The 19,985-nt window shown below is 33.9% G+C and carries 22 protein-coding genes and 1 pseudogene; 11 read left to right on the top strand and 12 right to left on the bottom strand.

Annotated features, from left to right (window positions below):
- Window positions 1–16 precede the first annotated feature (16 nt).
- Both MJQ71_RS18545 and MJQ71_RS18550 read right to left on the bottom strand, forming a co-directional pair.
- On the bottom strand, window positions 17–295 hold the full coding sequence (locus MJQ71_RS18545) for a helix-turn-helix domain-containing protein (protein ID WP_238808415.1): 279 nt from the start codon (window positions 293–295) through the stop codon (window positions 17–19).
- A 186-nt stretch (window positions 296–481) separates the two neighbouring features.
- Window positions 482–850 (bottom strand): winged helix-turn-helix transcriptional regulator, encoded by a 369-nt coding sequence (locus MJQ71_RS18550; protein ID WP_238808417.1) that lies wholly within the window; start codon window positions 848–850, stop codon window positions 482–484.
- A 95-nt stretch (window positions 851–945) separates the two neighbouring features.
- Here MJQ71_RS18550 and MJQ71_RS18555 point away from each other — a divergent pair, with 95 nt between their 5' ends.
- On the top strand, window positions 946–1,212 hold the full coding sequence (locus tag MJQ71_RS18555) for a hypothetical protein (RefSeq protein WP_238808419.1): 267 nt from the start codon (window positions 946–948) through the stop codon (window positions 1,210–1,212).
- A 97-nt stretch (window positions 1,213–1,309) separates the two neighbouring features.
- On the opposite strand, the gene MJQ71_RS18560 is transcribed toward MJQ71_RS18555, so the two are convergent.
- From MJQ71_RS18560 to MJQ71_RS18580, 5 genes are all read right to left on the bottom strand, one after another.
- The gene (locus tag MJQ71_RS18560) at window positions 1,310–1,858 is read right to left on the bottom strand and encodes a toxin-antitoxin system YwqK family antitoxin (protein WP_238808421.1); all 549 of its coding nucleotides are present in this window, start codon (window positions 1,856–1,858) and stop codon (window positions 1,310–1,312) included.
- A gap of 11 nt (window positions 1,859–1,869) precedes the next feature.
- Window positions 1,870–3,336, bottom strand: a complete 1,467-nt coding sequence (locus MJQ71_RS18565) for a multicopper oxidase family protein (RefSeq protein ID WP_238808422.1) — start codon at window positions 3,334–3,336, stop codon at window positions 1,870–1,872.
- A 72-nt stretch (window positions 3,337–3,408) separates the two neighbouring features.
- Window positions 3,409–4,293 (bottom strand): serine hydrolase, encoded by an 885-nt coding sequence (locus MJQ71_RS18570; RefSeq protein ID WP_238808424.1) that lies wholly within the window; start codon window positions 4,291–4,293, stop codon window positions 3,409–3,411.
- A gap of 131 nt (window positions 4,294–4,424) precedes the next feature.
- Window positions 4,425–6,071: a lamin tail domain-containing protein gene (locus tag MJQ71_RS18575; RefSeq protein WP_238808426.1), complete on the bottom strand. Its 1,647-nt coding sequence runs from the start codon at window positions 6,069–6,071 to the stop codon at window positions 4,425–4,427.
- A gap of 84 nt (window positions 6,072–6,155) precedes the next feature.
- Window positions 6,156–6,629 carry a hypothetical protein gene (locus tag MJQ71_RS18580; RefSeq protein WP_238808428.1) on the bottom strand — a complete coding sequence of 158 codons (474 nt, stop codon included), beginning with the start codon at window positions 6,627–6,629 and terminating at the stop codon, window positions 6,156–6,158.
- Window positions 6,630–6,821: 192 nt separating this feature from the next.
- Here MJQ71_RS18580 and MJQ71_RS18585 point away from each other — a divergent pair, with 192 nt between their 5' ends.
- From MJQ71_RS18585 to MJQ71_RS18600, 4 genes are all read left to right on the top strand, one after another.
- Complete coding sequence (locus tag MJQ71_RS18585) at window positions 6,822–7,463, top strand: MgtC/SapB family protein (protein ID WP_238808430.1); 642 nt, start codon at window positions 6,822–6,824, stop codon at window positions 7,461–7,463.
- Between the two features lie 55 nt (window positions 7,464–7,518).
- Window positions 7,519–7,911: a hypothetical protein gene (locus MJQ71_RS18590; RefSeq protein WP_238808431.1), complete on the top strand. Its 393-nt coding sequence runs from the start codon at window positions 7,519–7,521 to the stop codon at window positions 7,909–7,911.
- The gene (locus tag MJQ71_RS18595) at window positions 7,908–8,354 is read left to right on the top strand and encodes a hypothetical protein (protein ID WP_238808433.1); all 447 of its coding nucleotides are present in this window, start codon (window positions 7,908–7,910) and stop codon (window positions 8,352–8,354) included. Before MJQ71_RS18590 ends, MJQ71_RS18595 begins: the two co-directional genes overlap by 4 nt.
- 66 nt (window positions 8,355–8,420) lie before the next feature.
- Window positions 8,421–8,603, top strand: a complete 183-nt coding sequence (locus tag MJQ71_RS18600; RefSeq protein WP_238808435.1) for a hypothetical protein — start codon at window positions 8,421–8,423, stop codon at window positions 8,601–8,603.
- Window positions 8,604–8,654: 51 nt separating this feature from the next.
- Here MJQ71_RS18600 and thrC read toward each other — a convergent pair whose 3' ends face one another.
- From thrC to MJQ71_RS18625, 5 genes are all read right to left on the bottom strand, one after another.
- On the bottom strand, window positions 8,655–9,965 hold the full coding sequence (gene thrC, locus MJQ71_RS18605) for a threonine synthase (protein ID WP_238808437.1): 1,311 nt from the start codon (window positions 9,963–9,965) through the stop codon (window positions 8,655–8,657).
- A gap of 70 nt (window positions 9,966–10,035) precedes the next feature.
- Window positions 10,036–11,130, bottom strand: a complete 1,095-nt coding sequence (gene carA / locus MJQ71_RS18610; RefSeq protein WP_238808439.1) for a glutamine-hydrolyzing carbamoyl-phosphate synthase small subunit — start codon at window positions 11,128–11,130, stop codon at window positions 10,036–10,038.
- Between the two features lie 232 nt (window positions 11,131–11,362).
- A complete protein-coding gene (locus MJQ71_RS18615) occupies window positions 11,363–12,076 on the bottom strand; it encodes a carboxypeptidase-like regulatory domain-containing protein (protein ID WP_238808441.1) in 714 nt (237 codons plus the stop codon).
- Between the two features lie 10 nt (window positions 12,077–12,086).
- Window positions 12,087–12,920, bottom strand: a complete 834-nt coding sequence (locus tag MJQ71_RS18620; RefSeq protein WP_238808443.1) for a phosphatidate cytidylyltransferase — start codon at window positions 12,918–12,920, stop codon at window positions 12,087–12,089.
- On the bottom strand, window positions 12,892–13,119 hold the full coding sequence (locus MJQ71_RS18625; protein WP_238808444.1) for a putative signal transducing protein: 228 nt from the start codon (window positions 13,117–13,119) through the stop codon (window positions 12,892–12,894). The genes MJQ71_RS18620 and MJQ71_RS18625 overlap by 29 nt, the downstream gene beginning before the upstream one ends.
- A 138-nt stretch (window positions 13,120–13,257) precedes the next feature.
- Here MJQ71_RS18625 and MJQ71_RS18630 point away from each other — a divergent pair, with 138 nt between their 5' ends.
- The 6 genes and pseudogenes from MJQ71_RS18630 (at window position 13,258) to MJQ71_RS18650 (ending at window position 19,952) form a co-directional block, all read left to right on the top strand.
- On the top strand, window positions 13,258–13,455 hold the full coding sequence (locus tag MJQ71_RS18630; RefSeq protein ID WP_238808445.1) for a hypothetical protein: 198 nt from the start codon (window positions 13,258–13,260) through the stop codon (window positions 13,453–13,455).
- Window positions 13,456–13,733: 278 nt separating this feature from the next.
- Window positions 13,734–13,880: a hypothetical protein gene (locus tag MJQ71_RS18635; protein ID WP_238808446.1), complete on the top strand. Its 147-nt coding sequence runs from the start codon at window positions 13,734–13,736 to the stop codon at window positions 13,878–13,880.
- 229 nt (window positions 13,881–14,109) lie between these two features.
- Window positions 14,110–14,271, top strand: a pseudogene (locus MJQ71_RS20980) (response regulator transcription factor); the annotation flags it as partial.
- Window positions 14,272–14,525: 254 nt separating this feature from the next.
- Window positions 14,526–17,090: a phage tail-like protein gene (locus MJQ71_RS18640; protein ID WP_238808447.1), complete on the top strand. Its 2,565-nt coding sequence runs from the start codon at window positions 14,526–14,528 to the stop codon at window positions 17,088–17,090.
- A gap of 7 nt (window positions 17,091–17,097) precedes the next feature.
- Window positions 17,098–19,581, top strand: a complete 2,484-nt coding sequence (locus MJQ71_RS18645; protein ID WP_238808448.1) for a WD40/YVTN/BNR-like repeat-containing protein — start codon at window positions 17,098–17,100, stop codon at window positions 19,579–19,581.
- A gap of 17 nt (window positions 19,582–19,598) precedes the next feature.
- A complete protein-coding gene (locus MJQ71_RS18650; RefSeq protein WP_238808449.1) occupies window positions 19,599–19,952 on the top strand; it encodes a LytR/AlgR family response regulator transcription factor in 354 nt (117 codons plus the stop codon).
- Window positions 19,953–19,985: the final 33 nt, after the last annotated feature.

Genomic DNA, 19,985 nt, shown 5'->3' on the forward strand with positions numbered 1-19,985 from the left:
ATTTGTTTCAAAAGTTTTAGTTATACATCAAAGGTTTTTCGCTTAAAGTATTAGAATTCAATTGTTTTGGCAAATCTTTCAAGCCAAAAACGCCACGGTCTTCCCAAGCGTCAAGCCAATTGGTAATCGTTCCTCTGCTCACCTCAAAAATATCAGACAATACGGTTACATTGTAACCTTTGTAACTTAATAAAATAGCCTTTGCACGTTCTCTTTCACGATAATTTCGACTTCGACGAGATACTTCTCTTAAATGTTCAACTTGTTCTTCGGTTATCTTTCTTACGTAACGCATTTTTATCAAGTTATTAAGTACGTTTTATCACATTTTTGCTGTCATTTTACTGTACAATTACTAAGACGAGCAAATGTTTACAAACGCTGTGAGATAATTTATTTATTTACACAGATACGTTTCATTTTGAGCGAAGGTTGAATTTTTGACATAAAAAAACGAATAGACAACTATCAGATTGGGTATTTATTTCTCTTCACAATAGCCTTTTTGGTCTGTTGGCATATATTGCCTGCCCCATTTGTACATACTATCAATTATTGGTAATATACTACTGCCATAAGGCGTAATTTTGTATTCAACACGTGGTGGAATTTCAGGATAAATGATTCTTTCGATAATGCCGTCGGCCTCTAATTCTCGTAACTGATTGGTCAAAGTTTGTTTGCTAATTTCTGTTATATTTTTAAGCAAAATACTGTACCTATTTCTATCAGTCCGTATCATGTGAATAATACTGGGTTTCCATTTTCCACCAATAATATTCATACAATACACCACTGGACAATTCCCTGGTGTAAAATCTTTTGTCTTTCTAATTACTGTATTTTCCATTAGTCTAAAATTTTAGCCTATACACATAATTCTTATATATGCTGTATTAATAGTCAAAGATAATAATTTTGCTAAGAAATTAATTTACTAATAAAATGAAAAGAATTACGGTATTAATCACGATGCACTTTGATAACTCAAAAGGTAATTTTGAAGAATTAAGACAGCAAGAAATAGCTCATATTATGCAGTGGAAAGGGGCTGGTATTTTAGAAAATTTCTATATTAAATCTGAAAAAGATGGTGCAATGCTCATTTTTAAAGATACAGAAATGCAAGAAATTGTTAAAAACATTGAAAATTTACCACTATTTCCTTTCATGGAAAAGGTAGAGTATTTGAATTTTGATAAAATGTTCTAATTCTAAATACAGCTTGAAAGCATAAACTATTTGATTCAAGATTCTATTTTAACGCTTTCAAGCTGCATCTATTTAATTGAATTTATTAAGTATTATATCAATGGCCATCCACAGGAATACAACTTTTAACGGAAACGACTCCAAAAATTCTTTTATTTTTGATAACATAGTTTGAAATCAATTTACTATTTTCATCCCAAACTCGTTGCGTTCCTTCTTTCTCACCCGTTAAATAATTGCTTTCTTCTCGTACTTTTCCATTAGGAAAATAAACCAATTGTTTTCCATCAAATTGGTCATTTTTATAGTGAAACAAATATCTTAGCTTTCCATTTGGCCACCATTGTTGAAATTTTCCTTCTTTTTTACCATTAATAAAGATACGTTCCAAAAGTTTTTCTCCAGAATTATACCATCCTTTTGCTAAACCTTGCTCTCGACCTTCAGAAATAGGTAATTGATACACCACTCTATTTTCTTCTTTTTCAAGCATATAACCCGAAAAAGGCTGCCCTTTATAAAGCCAGCCTCTATCCGTTTTTTTTAGGTTATTATCAATATTTAAAACATTACTTTTTGCTTTTCTTTCATGACATGACCAAATAAGGAAAGTGAAAAGAAGGCTTGTTAAGGGCTTAAGATTCAAGATAAAAATAATTATTGAGTTACTAAAAACTGTCCCATTAATCCAGCATCTTCATGGTTTGGAAAATGGCAATGATACATAAATGGATTGGTGCTACTTGCAAAATCGTCATATTTTGCCACGACCGAAACTGTTTCACCAGTTCTGATATAAAAAGTGTCTTTCCAACCCGATTCATAATTGGCAATTGCTCCTGAACTTCGAGAAACAATCTTAAATTGAATATCATGGATATGAAATGAATGCCCAAAGATATTATTATTTACAATCGTCCATTTTTCGATTGCATCTAGTTTTACAGTTTGATTGATTGTTGTGAAACCGTAAGTATTATTATCAAATGTGAAAGCCGACCCAGCTTGTCCACCAGTTATTTTAATAGTTCGGACAGTAGTTGCGTCTGATTCTTTCCAATAAGTATTTGTGGTCAATTTCGTAGGCACGGCCACAATCGCATTTGAAGTAGCTCCTTTTACATTAATATGTAATACATTAAAATCTTTGTTGTTCAACAAGCTTCCAAATTGGCCAGTAGTTTGTGGTTCGCTACCACCAAAACCAAATTCTTGGTTGGCATTATAGGCTTTCATATCTAAACTTGACCCAACTTCATCTTTACTCAAATCAACAACAATCTCAACTCGTTCTCCAACAGCCAATTTTACACGAGTAACTGAAACAGGGGCATCGAGTAAACCGCCATCATTGGAAATGACATAGAAACTTCGGTTATCACTAAAACCAAGGTTATATCCACGTTCAGTTTCTGCATTTAAAATTCTAAAACGAACCAATTGTTTTGGTAAACTTATCTGTGCATCGTGGGTGCCATTCGCCATGGCATAATCGCCATAAGCGTGTTCGGTTGTGGTAAACGAATTATCAGAATTGTATCTTCTGCTGGTTAAGACCAATGGAATATCATCAGTACCATAAGTTCGGGGTAATGCTAAAGCCGACTCAATTGGGTCTTTGATGATGATTAGTCCGCCTGCTCCGTAGGTTAATTGTTCAAATGTTTTTTCATGCAAATGTGGGTGATACCAATATGTACCCGCATTATTTTTTATTTCAAAAGATGGTTTCCAAGTGCTGTTAGGTTCAATCATTTGATGTGGTCCTCCATCCATAATAGCAGGAATATGAAAACCATGCCAATGCGTAGTCGTAGTTTCAGAAAGATTATTGGTAACATTCATCTGAATAAAATCGCCTTTATTCATAATCAAAGTTGGTCCCCAAAATTCTGAACCATTATAACCATAAGTGGCCGTTTTGGCACCAGAACGAAGTTGTTTACTTGATTTCGCTAAAGTTAAATCAAAAGATTTCCCCGTAATTGTAGGCGGAATCCAGAGGTCATTGTAGGTTAAACTCGTGGTTGTGGTACTTGGCGTAACTGTTATATCATCTGATTTATTGCAACCATAAATAACGATAAAAATAAGTGAGGCTAAAAAAAGTGATATTTTGGTCATAAAGTTTTTCTTTAAATTTATTTATCCTTATTGGATGCCAAAAACTTTATAAACTTGCACAATTATTAAAATTTATTTTACTACCCCATAAATCATCTCCGAAACTTCGGACAAAACCTCCACACCAGCATCCGCATTCTTAAGTTTTTTAGAAAGGAGTATTAAAATATATTTTCTACCATCAGGTAAAAAGATAATTCCAGAATCGTGCTGAACGCCAGTAATTGAACCAGTTTTATGGGCAACTTTTACATCTTTTGGAAGCTTGGCAGGAATGACTGTATTAAATTTTTGGTCGAACAAAATTTTGAGCATTTCATCGCATGATTTCTTGTCAATGACTTTATTTTGAGCTATTTTTTCAAAAATAAGCAGTAAATCAAAAGCAGTCACCGAATTATTAAGTCCTTTTTCAAAGGCTTTTTTATCTTCAACTCCACGTAAAACAGCAATATCATTTGCACCTAATTTTCTCATCGACGCTTGAGCTTTTTTAGCATCAACCAAATCAATCAAAATATTGGTTGCCAAGTTGCTACTCACAATTATCATCTGATAAGTAAGATCATAAATCGTCATTCTCTTGCCAATCCGTTTATACATATCGTCGGCACTATCATCGCTAATATCAAGTCCAAAGATGCTTCCATCAACAATACTTTTAAACTCGTTTTTCACTAAAATAGAATCTGTAAGTTTAAATTTTCCAGCTTTTGCCTGTTTAAAAACTTCAATCATTACAGGTGTTTTCATGGTACTGGCAGCATGAAAGTTTTCTTTTTCATTAATAAACAATGTTTTTCCTGTCTGTAAATCTTTGAAAGCAACGGCAAATTCACCTTCAACTCCTTTTAATTTGCTTTCAATCAAGGTTTTAGTATTGTCCAACGAGTTTTTTTGGGCAAAATTATCCATTATAATTAATGAGAAAATAAGTGTAAAAAGTAGGTTTTTCATTGGTTAGTTGGTTTGAGGAAAGATTGTTCACAAAATAAATAGAAATTTGTAAACTAAATATCGAAAATTAAGGAAGTGTTTTCAGACTTATACCAAATTGGTTTTTTATGAGTTTCTTTGGCAAGTAAATATTAAAATCTACTTCCAACAACGACTTTTCCTCTAAACTCTTTTTTCTCACCATTAGGATTAAAAAGTTCGGCTAAAAAAATGTAATAGCCCGCAGGAACAACTTGATTTTGGCTGTTTTTCCCATCCCACTCTATGCTTGTATTTACACCAAGTAATTGATTTTGAGCGATTTGTTTAACCAAACGCCCGTCAATATCAAAAACCTGAACATTGGCAATGAAGGCATTTGGGTAAAGTTTAAATGTCAGATTTGTCACTTCATTTTGTCCATCTCCATCGGGTGTAAAAACTGCTGGTTCAACCTTAAAAACTGTTTCTTGAATATCGACAATTCCTTGCGAATTAGCATATCCTGGCGTACCAAATCCTTCGGACGATGCGGCCGATTGCCAATTTGAAACAATATTTGATGCAAAATTATAATTGACTTTCTCGAGTGAAACGCCAGATTTATCATCAATCAGCGGATGATGCATTTTATCAGAATAATCAAAACGATCAAATATTTTTTGAGATTCATTCATTAAAACTACCGAACCAGCTTCATCAGGAAAAGAAGGTAATGACGAAATTTCTAAAAAATTAGTTTTTACAGCCTTAAAATATTGGTTTTGTACAACTTTTACATTTCTCGTTATAACCAAAAATTGCTTCGGCAGTAAAATAAAATCTGTTGTAGCGATTGTTTTAAAATTAGCTATTTTTCCGTTTTCATCTACGTTTGCCAAAGACCAATTTTTCAAAGAAATTATTTTATCGGAGCGATTATAAATTTCGACAAAATCTTCTCCATTCATTTTAGGATTGAATAAAACTTCGTTCAAAACCACATTTCCTGAATCTGCAGGTTTAATGTTACCTAAACTAGCTTCACTCAAAAGCAATACATTTCCTGAGCAATCAGCAATATTTTTGACTGAAAGTTTATAAATTGTATTCTCTGCTAAAGAAGTATTAAGCGTTAGGTTTACATTTTTATTTTGTGGGCTTTCAACACTTATCTGTTTGATTGTCAATGATTTATCAAAACTATACGCATTCACACTCAATGCAGAAAGACTATCTAATTTTTCTGAAAATATTAATTTTACATTGGTTGTTCCCGAAAATTCTAAACGAGTTAAAATTGGCGGTGATAAATCTGGTTTTGACATTTTAGCTGCATTTTCTTTCGCAGGAGAACCTTGCAAGTCAGCCGAACTTGAAATCCAATTTCCCTCCTCTACACATGGAAAATCAGTATCAATCATTTCAAGCGAAAAACCTTGATTTTTTCCTTTTTCATACCATTTATCTGAATAGGTAACCGAAAAAATAGTCTTATTTTGAGGATTTTTCAAAACCAAAGTTGTGCCAGTATTCAGCAATGAAAAACTGTTTAAGCCAATGACATCTCCATAAATTTGAAAATCTTTTTCATTAGCTTTACTCGAAACCAAAACATAGTTTTTAGATTTTAATAAAAAACTTGGAAAAGTTACGGTAGTTGTATTGTAGGTAAGTCGAAATTTATTGAGTTCAATCGGTTTATCAGAACGATTATAAAGTTCGATAAATTCTTTTTCAGGCAAACCCTTTGAAGGAGTTGGGTCAGCCATTATCTCACTGATAATAAGGTCATTAAAGTTTTGTGCAGAACAAAACATCGAGCAAAAAACAAAGAAAATGGTGCAAGTAAATGCCGCTAAATTTCTAAAAAAAACAAACCTACACCATTTTCTTATCATCGATTATTTAATTTCAGTTTCTACTTTCACCACTTTTGCTGGTGCAACTGGTTTCGGCTTTTTAGGTGCAGATTTAGTTGCTGACGCAGCGGGTTTTGTTACTGTTGGTTTTGGCGTTGCTGGCACGACTGGAGCCTCAACAACAGTTACTTTCTCTGTTTTACTGGCTTTTTTATCAGCTTTCTTTTCAGATTTTTTCTCTGATTTTTTTATTGCTTTTTTAGCAATTTTCTTTGCTTCTTTTTCAGCCTTTTTTTCTGCCTTTTTCAAAGCTTTTTTAATTTCTTCTTCTACTTTTTTGGCTTCTTTTTTTGCTTTTTTCTCAGTTTCTTCCTTGATTTTAGCAACATCTTTTGCTAATTTTTCAGCAGATTTTTCAATTGCTTTCTTAATCTTTTTATTATTTGTATCACCACTCACAACAGTAGCAAGTGCTGAAGCAATTTCTGTGGCTTTTTGTTTTATTTCAGATTTCATTCTTTTCAAACGTTTAATATTATCTTTATGTTAATTTATTGTTATTTAATTATTACGCAAAGACACTAAACATTAAACAAAAAAACAAAATATTCGTGTTAAGTTTTTCAAAAGTTATTAAAACTTAATATTAAAAAAATCAATTTCAAAATAAGTTATACATTTGGTTTTGAAATTATAAAACAAAAGAAAATGAACTTTATTACCGAAGACATAATTAAACTGGTTATTTCGGCTGGAACTGGGGCAATTATTGGGCTAGAACGAGAATATCATAGCAAATCAGCAGGTTTGCGAACCATGATTTTGATTTGTTTGGGTTCTACATTATTTACAATTATTTCGATCAAACTTGGCTCTGACCCTGCTCGCATTGCAGCCAATATAGTTACTGGAATCGGTTTTGTTGGTGGTGGAATTATTTTTAGAGATAATTCAAACGGACGAATTACAGGTATTACAACCGCTGCGGCTGCGTGGGTAACTGCTGCACTCGGCATGTGTGTAGGTTTTGGTGATGGACTCTATGAAACGGGTTTTGTGGCAATGATATTTGTTGTTTTTGCTCTGTATTCTCTTGTTCCGATTCAACAAGTCATAAAACGAAAAAATACAATTCGTACTTATCGCATCGTTTGTAAATTTAAAAGTAAATCATTGAAACATTATGAAGAAAAATTTGAGCAATTTGGGTTAGAAGCTGAGCGTGGAACACAAAGTAAAACCAGCGAATATATCAGTGGTATTTGGATTGTTAAAGGTCCAGAAAAAAACCATGAAAAAGCCATTAAAAACTTAATGAATGATGATGAAATTGTAGAATTTGATTTCTAATTCCAACCTTTCCATCAAATTCAGTATCTTATCTAAAAATGGAAGGAAGCTATTTATGAAATTAATCATTCTAATATTTACTGTTGTTTTTATTTCGGCATGTACCACCAACGATACTCCTAATAATAGTAGTTTCATTATTGATGCTGATGCTATTTTGTTTAACAATAATTTGCCAGTCGATGGTTGTTCCGAACGAATTACGATAGTTGATACAAAAGGTGATGAAGTAAAAACAGTGCTTCCTACTGATGCAACAAAGTTACTGTTTAAGAATTTACTTGATGGCGAAATTGAAAAAATTCCCGAAGGAACTTATTCAGGAAATCTTCAAATTCCAGTAAAATTAAAATATAAAGAAACTAAAGAAAAAGGCGAATTAATTTGTGGGTGGAATCAAAAATCAACAGTTGAACAAATCGACATAATTTCAATTACAAAGAAATGAAAAAGACTTTTTTTGCAACAATTATGGTTGCTTTATTGGTAAGTTGTCAAATTGAAACAACACAAGAAAACATCATTCCAGCATACTCAAAATTAGCTGGAAAATGGAAGCTTTATAAAATTGTTCTAGGCTATCCGATGCTAAATGGGCCTTCAGAAATCAAAAATACGTATGAAGAAATTCTTGAATTTAATGCCACAAGTAAGACTTTTTCAAGAATAGTTGATGGAAAAACAACAGAAACAAGCAACTTTGATGTCAAACCACTAACAAATGGTTTGAACGAAACAAATCCTCGTGATGCTATTGTCTTTACCAAAACTAATACATATTCATACCTTTCTTTCGACGAAAAAACATCTTCGTTGATTTTATCACAAAGTACGCCAATCGGTGCAGTTTTAGCTGATGGAAATAGCTTTTATTATCAGAAAGTTCAGTAAAATTTTCTATTTTGAAGCATATTTAATAAATTGCGGGCAGAATCAAAAAAACTAATAAAATATATTATGGCAAATCATTCTAGCTCACAACGTCTTCCAGACTGGCTCATGTTGGTTATCTTCTTAGTTATCATGACAGTTCTTTGGATTTTCGGTGACGTTTTCACTTTTGTAATTGGTTTTTTTGTAATGATTGGCATTTTTGCTAACGGTTATAATAATAATCCTGCAAATCACGAACATCATTAAAAACATTACTTCAAAACAAAAACGGCTCGTTGTACAACGAGCCGTTTTTGTTTATAAATTATTCATTAGCCAAGCCTTGAAATCCGCAAACTCGGTTGTCATTGCTGTTGCTTGTTTTTCTTTACTAAGTAAAACCTCCAATCGTTCTGGAATAGACTGTTTGCCAACAACTTCCTCCACTACATCCAAAAACTTAGCATAATGTGCCGTCGAAAAGAAAACGCCATTTACTTGTTTTGTTAGTGTATTTGTGTAAGCTTTTAAGCCTAAATAGGCAACTGCTGTATGAGGACACATCACATAACCAGTGCGGTCAAACACATCTTTCATTGCTATTTTAGTGGTTTCATCATCATAAAAATACCCAACTACCAACGCTCGTAAAGTTTCTAAGTCATTATCTAGCAATGCTTTCATTCGAGGAAAATTACTCGGATTCCCAACATCCATCGCATTAGAAATCGTTGATAATGAAGGACTTATAGGTTCGTAAATGCCACTTTTCAAATATGCAGGAACAACATTATTTACGTTTGTAGCGGCAATAAATTTATCAACAGGCAAGCCTAATTTCCATGCAATGATTCCTGCACTTAAATTGCCAAAATTTCCGCTCGGAACAGCCATGATAACAGGTAAGTCCGAGCCTTGTTTTTTTAGTTGTGCGTACGCATTTACATAATAAAATGCTTGTGGAATAAGGCGAGCGATATTAATTGAATTGGCCGAAGCTAAATCAAATTTAGCTGTTAATTCTTTATCTAAAAATGCTTGTTTAACTAATTTTTGGCAATCATCGAAAGTACCGTTTACTTCTAATGCACGTACATTTTCGCCAAGCGTAGTTAATTGTTTTTCTTGAATATCACTCACTTTTCCACTTGGATAAAGAATTGTAACATCAATATTAGAAGTTTTATAAAAACCTTGAGCAACCGCACCACCAGTATCGCCTGATGTGGCAACTAAAATATGAATTTGTTTCTGCGATTTTTGGAGAAAATACGACATTAATGCTGCCATAAATCTGGCTCCAAAATCTTTGAAAGCCATTGAAGGGCCATGAAAAAGTTCTAAACAATAAGTATTTGTCTCAACTTCAACAATGGGTGCGGGAAAGTCAATAGCATTATTGACCAGCCGACGTAGGTCTTCGCTCGGTACATCTGCACCAATAAGTGCATGAGAAACTTCAAAAGCAATTTCTTGCAAACTGAGGTTATGTACATTATCCCAAAAAGATTGAGGCAACTTTGTAAACTCGGTTGGCATATAAAGACCATTGTCGGGCGGAAGTCCACGAAAAACAGCTTCGGCTAAATCAACATCAGGGCTTTGGTGATTGGTGCTATATAATTTCATAAATAATTGTCTTAATAAAAAAACCTGTAAAGCCTGCTGTCAGACCTTACAGGTTTAAGAATTTCTTCATTTAGAGCATCTTCACGAAATCATCGAATAGATAACGTGAGTCGTGTGGGCCAGGTGAAGCTTCAGGGTGATATTGTACCGAGAAAGCAGGTTTATCTTTTCTACGAATTCCTTCAATTGTATTATCGTTGAGGTTTACGTGCGTCAATTCAATATTTTCTACGCTAGAAACATGCTCTGGTTTTACGGCAAAACCATGGTTTTGAGAAGTAATTTCGCAAAGACCAGTTCTAAGATTTTTTACAGGATGATTCAAGCCACGATGCCCATTTTTCATCTTGTAGGTTTCAATTCCGCTCGCTAAAGCCAATAATTGATGACCTAAACAAATGCCAAAAACAGGCTTATTTGTTTCAATAATTTGCTTAATAGTTTCGACTGCATAAGGCATTGCCGATGGGTCGCCTGGGCCATTTGACAAGAAGTAACCATCAGGATTGAAAGCAGTAATTTCTTCAAAACTAGCTTTAGCATTGAATACTTTGCAATAACAATCTCTCTCAACAAAATTATTTAAGATACTTTTCTTTACACCAAAGTCTAAAACTGCTACCCGATATTTAGCATCTTCGCTACCTAAATAATAGGCTTCTTTGGTACTCACTATCGAAGAAAGTTCCAATCCATCCATTGACGGTACTTTCTTTAACTCTTGTGCTAAAGCAATTGGGTCAAGAATTTCGGAAGAAATAATGCAGTTCATCACGCCCGCATCACGGATATGGCGAACAATTTGGCGTGTATCAACATCACAAATACCAACGATATTTGCTCGCTCAAAATATTCTTGCAACGAAAAATCAGCAGTTGCACGTGAGTAATAATGATTAGCGTAAGCATTACAAACCATACCGCTAATTTTCACGCTCGAAGATTCTTGTTCGTCTGAGACAACACCGTAGTTTCCAATATGAGAAGTAGTGTTTATAACTACTTGCCCAAAATATGAAGGGTCGGTATAAATTTCTTGGTAGCCAGTCATTCCTGTGTTAAAGCAGATTTCGCCAGCCGAAGTACCAATTTTGCCGAGTGCTTTTCCTTTGAAAAAAGTGCCGTCTTCAAGGAGTAGAAGGGCATCAGAGGGTTTTTGATTCATTGAAGAATTATAAAAGAGTCCGAAAAAACTTGTTGTTATCGGAGAACAAAGGTAGTGAAAAATATTTACGTACAGTAATAATGTACAAAATAAGCTATATTTTCTTGTAAAAATACAAATTCACGTTCGACGATTATTCAATTAGGCAATCTCGCACAAAAAATTCGTAACATTCAATTTTAGTGCATTATATCTTAAACTATCCAAGAAAATGTATTTTCAATATGTCTAGTTAATCTTTCTTAGTACTATTCCTAAAGAATTGGTCACGAGTAACATTGTCTCTTGGAGCAGCGTTCGCACCTGCTTTCCAAGATTGGTCTCTCCAAGAGCCACTTTTTACAGCTTTTACAAAATTCACCCAAGCAAAAGGATTGAGAAGCGGGTTAGTAGTTATTTGTCCTCGACTTTCTATTTGTTTCAAAAATTGACTATTCGAATACCGATAATTGGCATCAGAACTCATTCCATGAACAGAAGCCATTTTGGCAATATTTTCGGGGCTATATGTTTCTTCTAAAATCCTTCTTTCACGGTCGTCTGGAAGTTTCATGTCAACGAGTGCTTGCTTAAATTCTTCTTCCGTGCTAAAAGGATAAACTTTAACTTCTTTTAACATTTTCGAGTCAACTTGTAGCTCTACGAATACCGAATAATCAATTTCAGCTTTTTTTGGAATGACATGAAATTGCTTTTTAAATCCTAAATAACTAAAAATTACGGTATCGCCTGGGAAAACGCCAAGTACAAAATATCCTTTACTATTGGAAAGTGTACCACGGCCTGCTCTTGGAATTGTTATATATGCACCAGGAAGCGGCTCTTTGGTTTGGCTATCAATAACCAACCCTGAGAAGGTAATATATTTAATTTCTCCTTGACTAAAAGCTAAAGTACTTATAATCAAAGACATAAAAACCAAAAGAAATGTAATTCTATTTTTCATCGTGAACTTTTCATCCGAAAATTTTCAGAAATGTAACAATAAATGGCATTGAAAGCAATAGTCCATCAAATCTATCCATAAAACCACCGTGTCCTGGAATCATATTTCCCGAATCTTTGATGGCAATGCTCCTCTTAAAAAGCGATTCGACTAAATCTCCGAGCGTTCCTGTAATAAAAATAATGACCGCAACTCCATACCATTGCCAACTTAACAAACTATCAAAATACTTTGTTAGAATAAACGCTATGATTAATGAAGTTATTGCACCGCCAAAAAAGCCTTCCCACGTTTTTTTGGGTGAAACTCGCTCGAAAAGTTTACGTTTTCCAAGAAATCTTCCTGCAAAATACGCTCCTGTATCATTCGCCCAAAGAATAAATAAACAACCCAAAATCAGTTGCGGTGCGTAACCCTTATCTGTCAAAACCATTTCATTTATTAGTGCAAAAGGAACAGCTACGTAGATAATACCCAAAAAAGTATAACCTAAATTAGCAAACGGTTTGGTGTCTTTTTTACGGTACAACTTTATAAAAAAAGTAGTGGTCAATAAAGGTACAATCAGGTAGTAATATTTGAATGACAACAGTTCTTTTTCGATAAAAAACGTCAGTGTATTCAAAACGAGGCCACACATTAAACCATAAAAACTAAGTGGATGATTTTCGTCGAGTTTGAGTAATTTATAAAATTCTCGTTGTGTAAGTGTACTAATGGCTAAAAAAAGTATCCAAAAAGTCCATTCGTTATAAAGTACGCCACCCACTATAATAGATACGCCAATAACGGCCGCAATGGCTCTTTGAGAAAGGTTAGAAAGTTGATTCAGTTTCGAGGTCATTTTGATTAAATATGTCGATTACTACTTTTGCTATAGATTCTTGTTCATCTGGCACTTGGATTTCATAATAGCCAATCAGATAGTTACTATCTTGTTTATTCAAAACTACTGCCATAATTTCATGCGTTAGCAGTTCATTTTTTAATAATTCGGCTTTAAAACTATTTTTAGTTTCAAAAACTTTTACCCAGTTTGCCATTTTGTTGTTTTGGAATTTGGTTCAAAGATAGGAGTAAAATATTTTCCTTGCTAAATTGTTTGCAAAAGAATAGTTTCTGTTTTGACGAAAAATAACTTATTTGCAATGCTACTCTTGATTTTCTCAATATATTAAGCCATGAAAAAAACACTTTTGACTGTTCTATTTTCGCTTTCTGTTTTTTCTATCTATTCACAAATACCCAAGCCATTTGATTCACTGAAACCATTTCAAATATTCATTAATCAAATGAAAACGCTATCTGCAAAGCTTGACTATGGCACTGGTTTTTATGAAATAACCAATATGCAAGGCGTGGTAGAATATAGCAGATAAAATCCACAAAAGGCACTTGAGTATTTCAAACAATGTAATGAGATTATTAATGCATTTTAACTACTAAAGAATTACGGAGAAAAAACAAAACTAAAAGAAGAAACAAGAAATTGTAATTTTAGCCAAAAATTACGCAACCGAATTGCCGCTGATTTGCTTGATGAAATCTGAAGTACTTTGAACAGTATTTTGCTTATTGGTTGATTATCAAATCAGCAAAATCAAATTAAAAAAACAATAAGGTATAATATATAATAAATTTTGATTCGAAACATGTAATGAATAAGGTAGATGAAATTATTTGGTCAGTTAGTCCAATCAATGATTCTGTTCAAGGAATTTTACTAAGTTTACGAGAATATGCTCAACCTTTGGCTGAATCAAAAAATATTGCTTTTGATTTTAAAGTTGATGAAAATCTATAAAAAATGGTTTTACCAATGGTAATTTATCGAACATTTATATTATATTGTCAAAGAAGCCATCTTTGAATCTAGTAAAATTTTCGAAAGCCAGCTAAAAAACATAAAAAGTATCATTCAAGTGTATATTGGCGATGGAGCTATGAGTCCATCAGTTGCTTCAAAAGGTTTGAATTCATTTCAAATACCAAAGTAAAATCCTGATGAATTGACGAGTTGAGAAGTTAACGTTCTTACAAGATTAGTTGATGGTTTATGCTATAAACTAATCGGTTTTCATTTTGGCATCAGCATTAATACTGTTGAAAAACATATTTTGCATATTTATCAAAAACTCCACGTCAATTCCAAAGGAGAAGCAATCACAAAAGCTTTGCGAAATAAATTGGTTTAGTATTCCTTCTCTCATTTCTTTTTAAAAGGATATTTTCCACACCACCTATTTTTCTAAAAACTGACATTTACATGCTATCATTACGGTTTTCCGTAATTGATGGTGGTAGTTTTATATACAACCTTTGTTAAAATATTATTTATCAAAACCATATATTTATCCGATTGACAAACACCTTATTATTTAAGAATATTTGTATTAAAAATAAAACCGCATTTTAATTCTCAAAAACGCTATTTAAAAAAATATTAGCTATGAAAAAAAGTATATTCTTATTATTATTTATAAGTATTAATATTTTTGGGCAATCAATTACAATTTCCCCAAATGGTAGTGCTTCGCTATTAGATGTACAAAGTACAACTAATGGAATCTTAGTTCCGAGAATGAGCCAAGATGAACGTTTGGCGATTGTCAATCCATCTATGGGTTTAATGGTATTTCAGACAGATAATACAGCTGGTTTTTTTGTCAATAAAAGTAGTATTCCTGCTATTCCAAATTGGTCGAGATTAGCCGAAGGGACTGCCTGGTCAACTGGTTTTTCGAGTATCAATGATATTTTTTCGCCTAATTCGGGTAGAGTTGGTATTGGAACTGCCAATCCTGCAGCTAAATTAGATATTTTTACTAACACCGACGATCATCTCAATTTAACTAATCAATCCTCTCCAGCCTTAGATATAAAAAGTACATTAAATTTTAAAAATAGCATTTATTATACTGCTAAAATTTTGACCATTGGTTTGAGTGCAAACAATGCTAGACTTGGTTTTTTTACTGGCGTTAATTTGACAAGTACTAATTTGCAAGAAAATATGACCATTGCTAACAATGGTTTTGTGGGAATAAAAAACATTAATCCTGAAGCGGTTCTACACGTTGGAGGGACGGATTCTGAGAAATTAAGGCTTCATAATACAAGCACTCTAGCAGCCAATATTAGTAGTGAACTATTTTTTAAAACTGGAGGCATTTTTACTGGTGCGTTAAAAACTATCGGTCAATCGAATGCAAACGCTCGATTAGGTTTATTTACATCCGCAGGACTAAATACTTCCGATTTACTAGAAAGATTATCTATTTTAGATGATGGCAAAGTAGGTATTGGTACTGTTTCACCAGCTGCTCAACTAACCGTTTTTGGTCCAAATGGCATCAATGGAATAGCACACACAAATGGTACAACAACTTTAGCTACGAGCTTAGATGCAAGTGCAGGTTGGTTTGGTACAACGACAACACATTCTTTAAAATTAACAACAAATAATAGTGCGAAAGTAACTATTTTATCAACAGGTGAAGTTGGTATTGGTACAGCTTCTCCATCAACCTATATTTTAGATATCAATGGTCGAGCCAGAATTCGACATAATAGTGCCACTGCTGGTTTATGGTTTAATAAATCTGATAATACAGAAGGTGCATTTACTGGAATGTTCGATAATGACACTTATGGTTTCTTTGGAATGGGTGCAGTAGCAAACTGGCGATTTGGTTTTGATTTGACAAATACTAGAATGGGAATCGGAACAATGACTCCAAAACATCCATTAACATTTCCAAATTCTGTGGGTGACAAAATTTCATTTTGGGGAGGCAATACGCTCAATACAGATAATCATTATGGCATTGGCATTCAAGGTTCAGTATTACAATTTTATGTGCCAACTACCTCTGAAAATTTAGTTTTCGGTATAGGAAGAAGTGGAGCATTTACTGAAAAAATGCGAATCTCTGGTGGCGGAAATGTTGGAATTGGTTCTACTAATCCTGCACTCGCAGGTTTGATTGTTGATAAAGCTGTAGGAAATGCGAATGCTATTTTTGGAAGCAATACTTCAGGAGTTTCGATAGAAAGTAATTTCCCTGGAGTAAGTTTAAATGGTTATTACAGCGGTGGCAGAAAACCAATTTCAACTGGTTTTGTAGGTGGAATCAGCATGAATCCGACTAATGGATTAATAAGTATTTACAACTCAACAGCTAGTGGAATTGCAGGAAGTATTGTTACCGCAACCGATAAGTTTTTCATCAATAATCAAGGCAACGTCGGAATTGGCACAAGCACCCCAAATGCCTCATTAAGTGTAATCAGAGGTACAGGCGTTGATGGGACAGCCGCCTTTTTTGGCACAACTTGGGCTTCTCATTTTAATTATTCAACTTCTGAAGATACATATATAAGAGGCGGAAAATCAGGTTCTAAAGTAATCATTAATGATATATCAGGCTTAGGGAATGTGGGTATTGGTACTTCAAATCCCGGTTATAAATTACAAGTAAACACAACTGGTGACAGTCCTGGTATTGTACATGCCAATAATGTCGGTATTCAAGTGGGTACATATCTAGGTTCAAATGCAGGTTGGTTGGGTACATTTTCAAATCATCCACTCTATTTCTTTGTAAACAATGGTGGATCGGCTGTTACAATCACCACATCAGAGCAATTGCAAGTTGGCAGCAGTGCAACACCTGTTGGCTACAAAATGAGTGTTGATGGTAAAGTTATCTGTACAGAATTAGAAGTTTTAACAACTCCATGGCCAGATTATGTATTTAAGCCTACATACAAATTGAAACCATTGAATGAAGTTGAAAATTTTATTCAACAAAATGGGCATTTACCAAATATTCCAAAAGCTGAAGACATTGAAAACAAATCTCTCGCTTTAGGAAATATGAGTAAATTACAAATGGAAAAAATTGAAGAATTAACACTTTATTTGATTGAAATCAATAAAAGATTGAAAAAAGTAGAAGATGAAAATGAAGTTTTGAAAAAAGAATTAAAATCTATTAAATCTCAAAACTAACATCGCTATGAAAAAACAAATATTGATTTTCATCTCTTTATTTCTTCTTTTTTTCGACACAAAAGCTCAAGAAAACCAAGATAATCAACTACTTAGAGCCGAATTTGAGGCAAGAATTACGATGCCTTTTGATGGAAAATTTCCCTATAAAGCATTTGATGCCGCCAATAGAAAGGTTGATGCTCTGCTGCAAGAAAAAAAGAATGCAAGACCAAATACGGCTGTTCCTGATATTACTTGGAGTGAAAGAGGCCCTTATAATATTGGTGGCCGTACCCGCACAATTATGTATGAATCTAGTATTTCTAATAAAGTTTGGGCTGGAAGTGTTTCTGGTGGCCTTTGGTATAATAATGACATTACAAACAGTGCTTCTGTTTGGCAAAAAGTAAACGATTTTTGGGAAAATTTGTCCGTTACAAGCATTGCTAAAGCAAATAGTCAAATTTTTTACGTTGGAACAGGAGAAAGAAGAAAAGGTGGTGGCCCAGCCTCAAGAGGTGGTGGAATATGGAAAACAGTCGATGCAGGAGCAACATGGTTTCAGTTACCCAACACGGTTCCAAGCCTTGATACTGCTTTTCAATTTATCCAAAAAATAGTTGTTTCAGGTACTGGTAAAATTTACGCAGCCACTTCACGTGGTTTAAAGACATCTGTTGATGGAGGAAATACTTGGAACGTAATTGCTAATGGTTTTTTTGAGGATGCCGAAATGGCTCCTTTCAATATCGTTTATGCTTGTAGAAGAAATAATGGTCATTCCGAAATTTTAAAATTCTCCGAAACCGATATTCTCACAAATATCACACCCGCTTACGCAGGAAATGGCCAAAGAATAGAATTAGCAATAGCCCCTTCAACAGCAGGAAATCTATTGACAATTTATGCCATTTGTATCGATGGAAACCCTAGCTCAAATAGCGATATTTTATGGTTTAAAAAATCTACGAATGCAGGTAGTAACTGGACAAATGTTACGATTCCGTTTTATCAAATCAATGGTAGCACTGGCCCTTTTTTTTCGTTTACTAACAACGGCGGTGGCAATCAAGGTGACTACGATTTAGCCATGGCTGTTCATCCAACTAATCCAAACTTAGTTATCGTGGGCGGAGCTACCGATGCTCGTACAACAGATGGCGGTTCTACATGGACGGTAGCGAGATATGGTGGAAATGTTCATCCAGATAATCATACCGTTGTGTTTTCTCCTGTCAACTCAAATCAAGTCTTAATCGGAAATGATGGCGGTGTATATTATTCATCTGACTATGGTGATGCAACTGATAATAATTTAACATTTGCATCTCGAAATACAGGGTTTAGAGTTACTGAGTTTTATAAATCGGCAATAAAAAACATTACCGATGATTTCTATACTTTAGCAGGAGCCCAAGATAATGGTACGATACAAATGCTTGAAAGTAATACTTTTAGCAATGGAACAGATATTACAGGAGCTGATGGAATGAATTGTTACATCGACCAAGACCAACCTTCCATCCAAATTGTTTCGACCCAAAACTGTAGTCATTTCTTATACAATCCAACAACTGGCGTCAATACAAATTTATTAGTAAAACCAAACGGACATGGTTTCTTAAATCCATCCGATTATGATTCTCAAAATAATGTATTTTGGGCTTATTACCAGTCTGATACTACTTTTAAAAGAACTCATTTTTTTAAAGTTAGTGGTATCGGCGGAACGATAACCATCGATAGTTTTGTGGTTGAAAGATATATAGAACCATCTTTTATCAAAGCGGGAAGAGCTGCAAATACTATTTTTGTTGGAGGAAACTATGGTAAACTCTATAAATTAGTTGTCAACCCTGCTACGAATAGTAGTACTTATACTGCCATTCATCCGCCATCTATTGACAATTATAATTGGCAAGGAGAATCTTTATTCTCTTTAGATATTGGAGCAACTGATAATGAATTAATTGCAATAAAAAGTAATTACGATTTGGAATCTGTTTTTTATTCTACCAATGGTGGTACAAATTGGATTTCTAAAGACTTAACCAGTCATGGATTACCTAATATGCCTATTTTTGCAGCTTTATTCAATCCTATTGATAGAAATCAAGTGCTATTAGCAACAGAACTTGGTGTTTGGTCAACCAAAAATATATCCAACGCAAACCCAAACTGGGAGCCAACAGATGCTGCATTAGCTCACGTTAGGTGTATGTCGCTGGAATACCGTAGTGCCGACCATTCTGTTGCCGTAGCTACATTTGGGAGAGGCGTATTTACAACAAAACTTAATAAACCTTGTTTAGCAACCAGAAATATATTTTTCCATCCACTTGGTTCTGTTCATTATGAAGCTAGTTCAAGTATATCATCATCGGCGGTACTTCCAACAGGTGTTATTTCGTATGATTCTGGTGGAAACGTAAGACTTACTAATGGTTTTAAAGTAAAATCAGGTACACATTTCAAAGCATACATTGATGGCTGTGGAGGAACAAGATAATTTTAACCAAAATTACCATGAAAGCTAATACTAACATAAAAAGCCTTAATACCGAAATGCTGTGGTTTAATCACCGTAAAAAAAGTGTATTTCTTGAAGAAGTCGTTTATCTCAAAAGTTTTGAGAATTATACCCGATTTTATTTGAAGAGCGGGCAAAACTTTCTTACTTCTTTCACCATGAAAAAGTATGAACAACAACTTACAAATAAAGGAGGTTTTACTAGAATTCATCGTGGAACGCTACTAAACCTAAAATATTTACTGGGTTTTGAAAAAACCAATGATGGACATCAAGCTTGCCTTTCGACAGGAGAAAAAATTGGCATTTCAAGACGAAAAATGAAAAAATTTGAGTTGTTATCGGAATAAAAAATCCCTATTTTAGCGGTTTAAAATCTTAAT

The sequence above is a fragment of the Emticicia aquatica genome (genome assembly GCF_923079645.1).
Taxonomy (GTDB): domain Bacteria; phylum Bacteroidota; class Bacteroidia; order Cytophagales; family Spirosomataceae; genus Emticicia; species Emticicia aquatica.